Here is a 13,106-nt window from a genome sequence, read left to right on the forward strand (position 1 = left end):
GCCTCTGATGGGATTAGTCGATATTAGACTTTTCCGGGAGCTCCCGTTATAGAGATAGAGTATGTTGGTACTTGAGAGTGGCATTCCTTATGCAAAATAGGTGGTAACGCGGAAATAATTCGTCCTTATTGTTTTTTATAAACAGTAAGGACTTTTTTTTATACATTCTCAAGATAGATTTTAGAAAAAGGAGAAAGAAAATGACAAAAATTTTAGCACCAAGTAAGTTCGACGTTGTAGGATCTTTTTTGAGACCAAGAGATTTAAAAATCGCAAGAGAAAAGTTTTCTAAGGGGGAAATTTCAGGAGAAGAACTTAGAAAAGTTGAAGACAAAGAAATAGAAAAGTTAGTGAAAAAGCAAAAGGAAGCAGGACTAAAAATTATATCTGATGGAGAGTTTAGAAGATCCTGGTGGCACTTTGACTTCTTCTGGGGACTTGAAGGAATAGAAAAGTACACTTTGGCTGAAGATGAACTAATTCACTTCCATGGAGAAACCCTAAGACCTGACGGAGTAAAAATTGTCGGAAAAATTGGAGGTAAAAACCACCCCTTCCTAGACCACTACAAGTTTGTAAAAGGATTTGAAGATGAAAACACAGTGGCAAAACAAACAATTCCATCACCTGCCCAACTCCTAAGAACTGTCTATAAACAAATTGGAGAAGGAAAAATTTATGAAGATGAAAATGAATTTGTAGAAGATGTAGCCAAGGCTTATGGAGAATTTTTCCAAGAAATTTATGAATTAGGTTGCAGAAACTTGCAAATAGACGATTGCACTTGGGGTGCCTTAGTAGATGATGATGCCACAAAACTTTATGAAGCTGATGGAAAGAATATTGAAGACCTTAAGAAGATTTACTTAGAAATAAATAACAAGGCAATAGAAAAAGCACCAGAAGGACTAAATATAACAACTCATATTTGCAAGGGCAATTACAAGTCATCCTTTCACTTCAAGGGAGCCTACGACGCAGTTGCAGATTATGTCCTAGCAAGAGAAAATGTATCAGCCTTTTATCTAGAATACGACGACGAAAGATCTGGAGACTTTAAGGCCCTTGCCAAAATTCCAGCAGGCAAGAAAGTTGTCCTTGGGATAGTTACATCAAAAAGACCAGAACTTGAAGATAAAGAAGAACTAATAAAGAGAATAAAAGAAGCGGCAAGATATATTCCTCTAGAAAATATCTGCATATCACCCCAATGCGGTTTCTCATCAACAGAAGAAGGCAACGCAGTGACAGAAGAAGACCAATGGAAGAAGATAGCTCTTTTAAAAGAAGTAGCAGAAGAAGTTTTAATTTAAAATTTTGCAAACTATGTAAATTTTATAAACTACAAAAGACTAGGAAGTCATAAAGAAATATTAACTGACCAAAAAATACAAAGTATCATAAAATTATGACTTGATAAAAAACTATAAGCTTGCAAATAAGTATAGGTTAATAAAAAAGCAGGAAGTCATAAAAAAATATAAGATCATAAAGAAATGTAGACTGGTAAATAGATATAAAGTTGTAAAAAAGTATAGACTCATAAAAAATTACAGACTTATAAAAAACAACAAAGTAACAAAAATTTCAAGTTTATAATTAGAAAAGATTTTATTATTTAAATTAAAATTAAGGGTTATGACCACCCTAGTATTTTAATTAAGTTTATAAAAATATTTTCCTAAAAGAAAACTCCTCCTAAATTGATTAAAAATATTACAAAAAGATCTCCAGTTTTGGAGATTTTTTTATTGGATAAAACAAAATTTTTAATAAGAAAACAAAGAAAAAATACATTTTTAAATTCTCTATAAAATTGTATTTTTAGGGAAGAGTCTTGAGATAAAATTTTTACAAATCTAAAATTCTATTTTACTTAAAAGAGATAGAGATTTGTATTTGTAAAGGGTCAAGACTTTAATTATAAATCAATTTAAAGTGGAATAGGTCAAAGATGGGGAGGGAAAAATGTTTTTCTTATTTATTAAATTCACTAGACTAGGATTTTTGTTAAGGTTATAATTAATTTAATCATGCAATTATTTTTATGAGAGGAGACTTTATATGCAAGATTCACAAAAGAAAATTAAGTGGAATGCCCTGGCTTTCATGGCCTTCTCCACTTTATGGGGTTTTGGAAATGTTGTTAACGGTTTCGTATTCTTTAACGGAATCCAAGTAATATTTTCATGGATCCTAATGTTCGCACTTTATTTTATTCCAAACGCTCTAATGGTTGGAGAACTTGGTTCAGCCTTCAAGGACGAGGGTGGTGGAGTTACATCATGGATAAGATCAACTTCTAGCGATAAGCTAGCTTATTACGCAGGTTGGACTTATTGGGCATGTCACATTACCTACATTGCTTCTAAGGGTTCTGGTGGACTAAAGGCTATGTCTTGGATGTTCTTCCAAAACGCAGAAGTTTATGACTCACTACCAACTGTTTATGTACAAATCGCAACTCTAGCAGTATTTTTAATTTTCTGCTGGGTAGCAAGTAGGGGACTTAACCCACTTAAAAACCTTGCAACTATTGCAGGTTCAAGTATGTTTGTTATGGGTATTCTTTACATCTTAATGATGCTAGCTGCACCAAAAATCAACCCTAATGGTGGTTACCAAGCTATGGACTGGTCTCTTAATAATTTAATCCCAACATTTGATATGAAGTATTTCACTTCTTTATCAATTCTTGTATTTGCTGTTGGTGGTATTGAAAAGATGAGTCCTTACGTAAACAACATGGAAGGTAACTCTTCAAAAGAATTCCCTAAGGCAATGATTTTCGCTGCTGTAATGGTAATTATTTCTGCTATCTTTGGTACTATTGCCATGGGTATGATGTTTGATCCTGCTATTATTAATTCAGATCCTGCAACTTTTGACTCTTATGCAGCTAACGGTGCTTACTGGGCCTTCCAAAAAGTTGGAGAATACTATGGTCTTGGAAATTCTATTATGATCATCTACGCTTTATGTAACACTATTGGTCAATTCTCTACACTTGTTGTAAGTATTGACGCACCACTTAGAATGCTACTTGATGATGATAAGACAAATAAATATATACCAAGAAAGCTTCTTAAGAAAAATAAATATGGAGCTTACATCAACGGTATTAAACTTATAATTGTTCTTGCAGGTTCTATTATCCTTGCACAAATCCTTGTGCCAGGTGCCGCAACTGTATTAAGACAATTAACAAAGCTTAACTCAATTACAATGCCACTTCGTTACCTATGGGTATTCTTGGCATATATCTTCTTGAGAAAGAACAGGGGCGATGTAGAAAGAGACTTCTACTTCACTCGTAAGCAAGGTCTTGCTCTATTCTTTGGATTCTGGTGCTTCGTAGTTACAGCTGCTTGCTGTATCCTAGGAATGATTTCAGATGACCCAATGCAAATGGCACTTAACATAATTACACCACTTGTACTTGTTGCACTTGGAGTAATCTTACCAATGATTAGGGCAAAGGAAGATCAAAAACTTAGCTAAATTCTAAAAGGAGGAAGTATGAATTATTTAGAAACTTCAAAGGAATTGTTAGAATTTATTAGAAAATCTGCAAGTATGTTCCACACAATTGACACTGTGAAGACATATCTTGACAAGGAAAATTTTATTGAATTAAAGGAAGGCGAAAGCTGGACTATTGAAAAAGGCAAAAATTATTACACTACAAGAAACGACTCAAGTATTATTGCCTTTAAGGTAGGTAGTGACCTTTCAGATTATCACTACCAACTAGTGGCTTCTCACTCTGACTCACCAACTTACAAGGTGAAAAGTATGCCAGAGCTAGATGGCCCAGGAGACTATGTAAAACTAAATGTAGAAGTTTATGGTGGACCAATTGATTCAGTTTGGTTCGACAAGCCACTTACTCTTGCAGGAAGAGTCCTAGTAGAAGAAGATGGCGCCATAGTTTCAAAGCTACTTCACATTGACAAGGATATTTTAATTATCCCAAATGTTGCCATCCATATGAACAGGGATGTAAACAAGGGTTATGAATACAATAGACAAGTTGACCTTCTTCCACTATTTACAAATGGTGAAATGAAAAAAGGCGACTACAACAAGATGATAGCTGAAGAACTTGGAGTTAGTGAAGACCAAATTATTTCTAAGGACCTATTCTTAGTAAATAGACAAGAAGGAAAGATCTGGGGCTACAAGGATGAATTTGTTTCATCACCAAAACTTGATGACCTAGAATGTGCCTTCACTTCACTTAAGGCCTTTATTGAAGGTAAAAACGACAAGGCAGTAAATGTTTACTGCTGCTTCGACAACGAAGAAGTTGGATCAAACACAAAACAAGGTGCTATGTCTACCCTTCTTCACGACACATTAAAGAGACTTAACGCAGGTCTTGGTTTTGAAGAAGAAGAATACCACAAGGCTGTTGCAAAATCCTTCCTAGTAAGTGCTGACAATGCTCACGCAGTTCATCCAAACCACAAGGAGTTAACTGATGACGAAAACAGAACTTTCATGAATGAAGGAATTGTAATCAAGGAAGCTGCTAACCAAAAGTACACATCAGATGCCTTTTCACAAGCAGTTTTCAAAAAGATTTGTGCCCTTGCTGAGGTACCAGTTCAACACTTTGCCAACAGATCTAACATGCAAGGTGGCTCAACTCTTGGAAACTTATCAAACACACAAGTGTCCCTTCACGCAGTTGACATTGGACTACCTCAACTAGCAATGCACTCCAACTACGAAACTGCAGGAGCAAAGGACCCAGCTTACATGGTTAAGGCCCTTACAAAATACTACAACACAAATATAAAAATCGATGGAGCATCAAAAATCTCTGTTGAAGAATAAAATAAGATTTAAATTCTAAATTTAAATAAATACTTTTTTAGGGTGGGCTTAGGCCTGCTCTTTTTTTGTTGAAATAAAAATTTTTACAGAGGATTTACTTTTAATAATCTCAATTTAAACAAAATTTTTTTATACTTATCAAAGGAAAATTTAGGAGGTTAAAAAAGTGAAAAATAATTTGAAAAGAAGTTTTTTGTCATTATTTTTACTTGTTGCATTGTTTGTATCACTTATTCCAAGTGGAATATTTGCACAATCAAAAGTAGTTGCAGAGTGGGATTTTAGTAAAGAAAATTCTACTGGTTCCATTGGTGATGGAACTTTAAAGATTAAAGATACAAGTGGAAATAATAATGACTTGGAAATGCAAACTTACACAGGTGGACATTTAACTGATGATAAGTCTAGTGAAAATTGGGAAGATTATCTAAAGTTTTCGAGTGAATCTATAAATGGAAAGGGCTCAATTGAATTTGCTGGACTTGCAAAGGATAAGGGTGCCGATTTTGTAACAGTAAATGACGCGCCAATAAACAAAGAAACATTTAGTGATGGCTATACAATTGAAATCTTGTATTATTTGCCAAAGGACTGGACTAATAATGATAAATGGATGGGAATGCTTGCAAGACAAGTTGCCGACACAAAGAATGTAAAGACAATGGACGAGCCTGAACTTGGTTCAACTTCTATTGCAGTTTCAAATTGTAAAGAAGTTCAATACTTAACTGTGAACGAAGATGATTCTCATCTTATGAAATCTGCTGTATGGTCTGTTGCCATGGATAAGGGCGGTCAATGGTATCACATAGCCATAACTTGTGATAACCAAGGAAATATAAAGTCTTTCTTAAATGGAGCGGAGTCTTTTAGGAATTATAAATCAAGTGATGGTGGAGCTATGAGAGGAATTTTTGCTGACCCAGCAGACGGAAGATTTAGAGTTGGTTCATCTTGGTGGAAAGAAGGAAGTCAAACTCTTGATAAGTTTTTAAATGGAAATATTGAAACAATAAGAATTTCTAAGGGAGCACTTTCTAAAAGTGAGTGGTTAATTCCAAATCCAGAAAGTCTAGCAGGAGATTTTGGTACAAATAAGGAATTTGCCTTGGAGAACAAAAATAATTACAATTTTGTATTTTTACCAGATACACAAAACACTGTAAAATTCAAACCAGATGTAATGGACAGTGCCATTAGAGGTCTAGTTAATGATGCAGACAAAGGCAACATTAAAGCAGTTTCACATCTTGGAGATATTGTTGAAGACTTTGATGATAAGACACAGTTTGAAAATTCTAAAAATACATTTTATAAACTTGCTGATTCTAAAATAAAAACCTTGATTATTCCAGGTAATCACGATTACTGGCCAGAAGAAGGATATGGATATAATGATAAAGAATTTTACATGAATCCAAACAACAATCCTCTTGATATGTTTTATAAAGATTATTATGGAAAAGGCTCAGATTTTACTAAAAAGGCCACATATGTAGTAAATGATTCTCCTTCTGGCAGATCATCTTACATGAAGGTAAGGGCAGGTTCCTATGAATATTTAATGGTGGGTCTATCTTGGTATGACCTTGGACGCGATAAGGATTGGTTTGAAAATATTTTAAAAGAAAACAGAGAAAATCCAACAATAATTGTGGCTCACAACATAGTTGACTGTTCAGATACAGAACCATCTTCAGTTCAATTTTCTGGCGTTGGAGATGAAATCTGGAATATAATTAAAAAATATGATCAAGTATTTATGACAGTGTCTGGTCACTATCATGGAGCTGGGAATAAAGTTTATATGAACGACAAGAATAAACCAGTTATAACAATTCTAGCTGATTATCAATTTTCCTATAATGGTGGAAATGGATTTTTCAAATATGCAGAATTTGACGAAGATGCAAATAAAATTTTCTTAAAGACTTATTCACCTTATGCTGCAAGTCTTTCTGATTCTGAAAAAACTTTCTTTGATGTAAATTATATGCTTGGAAAGGGAAATGACGATGTACTTGATTTAAACTTCGACAATAGATTTGATTTTGCAAAAAAATATCCAAGAGAAGTTGAAAAAGATGACAAGAATGTAATTCCTTGGACTGAAATAGAGGATAATGCCCAAGTAATTGATAATGATGTGGAAGAAAATTGGAATGATAATTTAACCCACAGAAAACATCATGAAAAAACTTATCCAGTCTATGTTGGCACTTCAATATTTTCTGAAAACAAAAATCTTGAAAAAGAAGTAGACAAGAAAACAGAAGGCAAAAAAGCTGATGTAACAGATTATGAAGGCCACTGGGCAAAAGAATTTATAGAAAAAGTTTTAGATAAGGATCTTATGGACTTAATAAATGGGAAATTCTTCCCAGATAGAAAGGCAACAAGATTTGAACTTGTAAAAGCACTTGCAAAGATGCAAAATGTAAATCCTAAAGAGTACACTGAAAATATTTATAAGGATTTAAATAAAGATTCAGAAGAAAGTGGCTATATTGTATGGGCAAGCAAGAAGGGCATAGTATATGGATATGAAGATGGAGAATTTAAGGGAAATAGAGAAATTTCAAGAGAAGAAGTTGCAGCTATCTTAAATAGATATGTGGAAAAACTTGGAATTGAAAGAAAAGAAGCTGAAGATATTAATTTTAAAGATGAAGCAAAGATATCTTCTTGGGCAAAGAATGAAGTAAAGAAGGCAGTAAGTAGAGGTCTATTTACTGGAAGAGATGATGGAAGCTTTGACCCTAAAGAAAATATAACAAGAGGAGAAATTGCGAGAGTAATTGTAAATTTACTTTCATAAATTAATTTTCTTAGTTTAATAAATAGACCAAAAAAGATGCTTAAGAAGGCATCTTTTTTCTTTGGAGAATTTATGAATAAATTGAAAGGAAAATATTAATTATAATATCTAAAATCTTCTACTAATTGCAATATTAATAAAATTTTTAAAATTTAAAAGGAATTTCTAATTTACAAAAATTATATGTTATAATGAAGTCATCACATTTATGGAGGATTGTTATTATGTTTTTAGGCCTAATGTATTCAAGAAAATTTACAGATAAAGCTCACGGCCCAATTGACTCTATATTTGCGACTAATTTTTTATAGGTATTATTAGCTCATCTTTTTGATGGGCTTTTTTAATTGGAGGAAGAATGGAAGATTTTTATTTTTGGAAGAATGAGGTGGCAGACTAATGTGTGGAGTTATAGGCATTTACTCACAAAAAGACGTAAGCAAAAAATTATTTTATGGACTTAATTCCCTTCAACACAGGGGACAAGAAGCATCAGGTATTTGTGTTTTTAATGGGGAGGACTTGATACTGGACAAGGGTATGGGACTTGTTTACGATCATTTTGATGATGAAAGCTTTTTGAAGTTAAAGGGAAATGTTGGGATTGGACACGTTCGTTATGCAACAGCAGGGGGATCTTATAGATACAACTCTCAACCCCTACTTGCCTTCTCAAAGAACAAGGAGTTTGCCCTTGCTCACAATGGAAACCTTGTTAACCACAAGTCCATTAGGGAAGAGCTTGAAGACGAAGGCATGCTTTTTCAAACTGCCATTGACACAGAGGTTATCCTTTCACTAGTTGCAAAATACTACCAAGGCGACATTGTGGAAGCAGTTAAAAAGACCATGGCAAGGATCAAGGGAGCCTACAGTGTTGTAATGCTTTTTGAAGATAAGCTTATTGCTTTTAGAGACCCAAATGGTTTTAGACCACTTTTAATTGGCAGGGCAAAAAACGGTGAAGTTATAATTGCATCTGAAAATGCTCCTCTTGAAATTATTGGAACTGACGCCATAAGAAATGTTGAGCCTTCAGAAATTATTGTTGTTGATAAGGATGGAATCCACTCAGACTTTTATGAAAAGGACGACAAGAAGCACTGCATCTTTGAATATGTTTACTTTGCAAGAACTGATGCCAACTTAGACGGAGTTAACTCCTACAATTTTAGGAGAAGATGTGGAGAAATTTTATCAAAGGAAGCTCCAGTTGATGCTGACCTTGTCATTGCAGTTCCAGACTCTGGTACACCGGGAGCCATGGGTTATGCCCAAGAATCAGGGATTCCTTTTGCAGAAGGTCTTGTTAAGAACAGGTATATGGGCAGGACTTTTATCAAGCCAACTGCTGAAGAAAGAGAACTTTCTGTAAAGTTAAAACTTAATCCTCTTGAAACAGTTTTAAAGGGAAAGAGAATTGTTCTTGTTGACGACTCTGTTGTAAGGGGAACAACTTCCAAAAATCTTATTAAGAGGATGAAAAAGGCTGGTGCCAAGGAAGTTCACATGAGGGTAGTTTCTCCTCCAGTAAAATTCCCTTGCTATTATGGAATAAACACCCCATCTAGGCAAAAACTTATTGCCGCAAATTATTCTGTGGAAGAAATGAGAGAAAGGATAGGAGCAGATTCCCTTGCCTTCATATCCATGGAGGGAATGCTAGATGCAACTTTGATGAAAGAAAATAAATTCTGCGAAGCCTGCTTTAATGGATCTTACGCAGTAGAGCCAAAGGAGTTAATTGAAGATGAAAAATAATGTTAAGAGAATTTATATCTGCAAGAAAAATGAATTTGACCACCAATCAAAGGCCCTAAGAGAAGAAATCAAAAATTCTCTTGGAATCGAAGCTACTTATATAAAAACTTATAGAAGATACGACATAGACATAAAGGATGAAAGCCTAGAAAAAACTTTGGCCAGTGTTTTTTATGAAGCTCCAGTAGAAGAAGTTTATTATGAAGACTACAAAAAGTTAGAAGAATCTTTTGAAAACCCAATTGGAATCCAATACCAACCAGGCCAATTTGACAACAGGGAAGACGGACTTATCCAAACCCTTGCCCTTTTCACTGACGAAAAACTAAGGGCCAAGGTCACAGAAGTTTATGACATTGGAGGAGTGAGCCAGGCTGACCTTGAAAAGATTAAGGCCTTCTTAATCAACCCAGTTGACTCTCAAGAAGTTGATGTTTATAAGGAAACTGAACTTAGAGAAGAGGCACAAGAAAACCACGAAAACCTAGTTTATGATGGTTTTAACAAGCTCGACAAGGATGGACTTGTTAAATTTGTTGAAGAAAAATCCCTTGCCATGAGTCCAGAAGACTTAGAAGTATTGCAAGACTACTTCAAGTCAGAAAACAGGGACCCAAATGAAACAGAAGTTGCAATAATTGATACTTACTGGTCTGACCACTGCAGGCACACAACTTTTAACACAGAACTTGATGTTGACTTTGGTGTTGTGACTGAGCTTGACAAGGAAATCAAAAGAGTCTTTGACGACTACCTAAAGATGAGAGAAGAGCTTGGAGTTAAAAAACCAATTACCTTAATGGGACTTGGCACAATTTTATCCAAGGAACTTAGAAAAAATGGAAAGCTAGAAGATTTAGAAGTTTCATCTGAAATAAATGCCTGCTCTGTAAAGATCAAGGCAAAGGTAGAAGTTGATGGCAAAGTAGAAGACCGTGACTACCTACTTATGTTTAAGAACGAAACCCACAACCACCCAACAGAAATCGAACCTGTTGGCGGTGCCTCAACTTGTCTTGGCGGTGCCATAAGAGACCCACTTTCTGGTAGGTCCTATGTTTACCAAGCCATGAGGGTAACAGGAGCAGGAGATCCTTTCACTCCAATTGAAGAAACTCTTGAAGGTAAATTACCACAAAAGAAAATTGTCACAGAAGCAGCTCTTGGCTACTCTTCTTATGGAAACCAAGTTGGAGTTGCAACTGGACTTGTTGACGAATTATACCACCCAGGCTATGTGGCAAAGAGGATGGAAACTGGTGCAGTTATAGCAGCTTGTCCTCTTGAAAATGTAAAGAGAATTGAACCAAGTGAAGGCGACGTAGTTATCCTTCTTGGTGGTAGAACTGGTAGGGACGGAATTGGTGGAGCAACAGGCTCATCAAAGTCCCACAATGTTTCTTCTATAGAAACAGAATCTGCCCAAGTCCAAAAGGGTAATGCCCCAGAAGAAAGAAAAATCCAAAGACTATTTAAAAATCCTGATGCAGCAAAATTAATCAAAAAATGTAACGACTTTGGTGCAGGTGGAGTTTCCGTTGCCATTGGTGAACTTGCTGACTCTATAGAAATCAAACTTGATAAGGTTCCACTAAAATACATGGGCCTAAAACCAAGAGAAATTGCAATTTCAGAATCTCAAGAGAGAATGGCAGTTGTTATCGACAAGGACGACGTAGACAAATTTATGGAACTTGCTGACAAGGAAAATCTTGAAGCAACAGTGGTTGCAAAAGTAACTGGCGACAATAGACTAAAGATGTACTACCAAGACGAACTTATCTGCGACATGAGTTACGACTTTGTAAACCAAACTGGTGCCAAAAGATTTGAAGAAGTTGAAGTTGTAAGCGAAGACCTTCCTAAATTCTTAAATAACAAAGACGGACTTGAAGACCTTGAAAAATATTTATCTGATTTAAATATAACTTCTAAGAAGAATATGATCGAACTCTTCGACTCATCAGTGGGAGCAGCAACAGTCCTACAACCTCTTGGAGGCAAAAAGCAAAATACACCAGCCCAAGTTATGGCAGCCCTAATCCCAATAGATGATGGCGAATCAAGGACAGCTTCAGTTATGTCCTATGGCTTTAATCCAAAATTATCTGAAGAATCACAATTCCTTGGAGGCTACTATGCAGTTATTGAATCAATTGCAAAACTTGTGGCAGCAGGAGCGCCAGTAGAAGGTATTAGACTTTCCTTCCAAGAATTTTATGAAAAGATGGACAACAAGAAGTCTTGGTCAAAACCACTTAAGTCACTTCTTGGAGCCCTAAAGGCATCAAGATTCTTTGACGCACCACCAATTGGGGGCAAGGACTCCATGAGTGGAAGCTTCGAAGACATAAATGTTCCACCAACACTAATTTCCTTCGCAGTAAATACTGCTGATGCAAAAAATATCATCAGTCCAGAATTTAAGGTCAAGGGCAAGATTGGTCTTATAAAAACAAAAAGAGATAATATTGGAGCGCTTGACCTAGATATGGCAAAGGAAAACTTCCTAAATCTACAAAAAGAAATTGAAGCTGGAAACATAATTTCTGCAGCAGCAATTACTCACAAGGGAAGCCTTCCACAAATTTTTGAAATGGCAATTGATAATGTTGGCTTTGACATAAGATTAGATGACCTTTATTCACCACTTTACGGATCTTTTATAGTTGAATACAAAGAAGACAGGGACTTCATAGAAAAACTTGGTGACTTCAAAGAAGATGAAATGATTGTAAATGGAGAGAAGTTAGATGTAGAAAAATTATCTAAGGCTTATCTCACAACAATGGATAAGATCTTCAAGCCACTTGACTCACATAAACTTGAAGACTTTGACCAAGCTAAGGCTCCAAAGAGAAGGATGAAATCCAAGAAGCCAGTTGATGAAGTCAAGGTTGTTATACCAGCCTTCCCTGGCACAAACTCAGAGTACGACACAGCAAGGGCCTTCGAGAGAGCAGGAGCAAAAGCTGAAGTTCTTGTATTTAGGAACAAGGACGAAAAAGCCCTTCAAGAATCACTTGATGAATTGGCAGAAAAAATTTCCAAGGCACAAATCCTTGCAATACCTGGAGGTTTCTCACTAGGAGACGAACCAGGAGGATCTGGTAAATTTATAGCCAATGTAATTAGGTCTGAAAAAGTTAAAAAGGCAATTGAAACTTTATTAGAAGAAAACGACGGACTTATACTTGGAATTTGTAACGGCTTCCAAGCCCTTGTTAAGACAGGACTTCTTCCTTACGGCAAGATCAAGGACCTTGAAGAAGATGATCCAACCCTAACTTACAACACTTGCTCAAGACACATTGCAAGAGTTGTGGACACAAGAGTTATTTCAAATAATTCACCATGGCTTGCAAGGCTAGAAGAAGGCAAAACTTACAAGGTGCCAATCTCCCATGGAGAAGGAAGATTTATTGCAAGTGAAGAAGTTATAAAGGACATCCTTGACAAGGAACAAGTTGCAATTTGTTATGAAGATGCGCCAAATGGTTCACTCTTAAATGTTGAAGCACTTATGTCAGAAGATGGAAAGATCCTTGGCAAGATGGGTCACAGTGAAAGATTTGTAGAGAATACTTTCAAGAACATTTTTGACATGGAACTTGAAGACATCTTCACTGCAGGAGTAGAATTCTTTAAAGAAGATTAATTAAAAAACAAATATAAAAATACCTAG

6 protein-coding genes and 1 other annotated feature (1 of these 7 cut by a window edge) are annotated in these 13,106 nt (G+C 35.5%); all 6 genes read left to right on the forward strand.

Going from position 1 to position 13,106, the window contains the following annotated elements:
- Positions 1-130, forward strand: a binding site (T-box leader); it begins 93 nt to the left of the window's first position.
- 70 nt (positions 131-200) lie between these two features.
- The 6 genes from DRZ96_RS04155 (at position 201) to DRZ96_RS04180 (ending at position 13,079) form a co-directional block, all read left to right on the forward strand.
- On the forward strand, positions 201-1,313 hold the full coding sequence (locus DRZ96_RS04155; RefSeq protein ID WP_112889686.1) for a 5-methyltetrahydropteroyltriglutamate--homocysteine S-methyltransferase: 1,113 nt from the start codon (positions 201-203) through the stop codon (positions 1,311-1,313).
- A 751-nt stretch (positions 1,314-2,064) separates the two neighbouring features.
- Positions 2,065-3,501 carry an APC family permease gene (locus DRZ96_RS04160; RefSeq protein WP_112889687.1) on the forward strand — a complete coding sequence of 479 codons (1,437 nt, stop codon included), beginning with the start codon at positions 2,065-2,067 and terminating at the stop codon, positions 3,499-3,501.
- 18 nt (positions 3,502-3,519) lie between these two features.
- Entirely contained in the window at positions 3,520-4,842 is a 1,323-nt protein-coding gene (locus DRZ96_RS04165; RefSeq protein ID WP_112889688.1) for a M18 family aminopeptidase, read from the forward strand.
- A 166-nt stretch (positions 4,843-5,008) separates the two neighbouring features.
- On the forward strand, positions 5,009-7,660 hold the full coding sequence (locus tag DRZ96_RS04170; protein ID WP_112889689.1) for an S-layer homology domain-containing protein: 2,652 nt from the start codon (positions 5,009-5,011) through the stop codon (positions 7,658-7,660).
- 399 nt (positions 7,661-8,059) lie between these two features.
- Positions 8,060-9,421, forward strand: coding sequence for an amidophosphoribosyltransferase (gene purF / locus DRZ96_RS04175; RefSeq protein WP_112889690.1), 1,362 nt, complete (start codon positions 8,060-8,062; stop codon positions 9,419-9,421).
- Positions 9,411-13,079 carry a phosphoribosylformylglycinamidine synthase gene (locus tag DRZ96_RS04180; RefSeq protein ID WP_112889691.1) on the forward strand — a complete coding sequence of 1,223 codons (3,669 nt, stop codon included), beginning with the start codon at positions 9,411-9,413 and terminating at the stop codon, positions 13,077-13,079. The genes purF and DRZ96_RS04180 overlap by 11 nt, the downstream gene beginning before the upstream one ends.
- Positions 13,080-13,106 lie beyond the last annotated feature (27 nt).

The organism is Peptoniphilus harei, from assembly GCF_900454685.1.
Taxonomy (GTDB): Bacteria; Bacillota; Clostridia; order Tissierellales; family Peptoniphilaceae; genus Peptoniphilus_A; species Peptoniphilus_A harei.

Coding starts and splice junctions, on each gene's coding strand:
- purF (WP_112889690.1), top strand. CDS start 8,060: ATGTGTGGAGTTATAGGCATTTACTCACAAAAAGACGTAAGCAAAAAA.
- DRZ96_RS04165 (WP_112889688.1), top strand. CDS start 3,520: ATGAATTATTTAGAAACTTCAAAGGAATTGTTAGAATTTATTAGAAAA.
- DRZ96_RS04155 (WP_112889686.1), top strand. CDS start 201: ATGACAAAAATTTTAGCACCAAGTAAGTTCGACGTTGTAGGATCTTTT.
- DRZ96_RS04180 (WP_112889691.1), top strand. CDS start 9,411: ATGAAAAATAATGTTAAGAGAATTTATATCTGCAAGAAAAATGAATTT.
- DRZ96_RS04160 (WP_112889687.1), top strand. CDS start 2,065: ATGCAAGATTCACAAAAGAAAATTAAGTGGAATGCCCTGGCTTTCATG.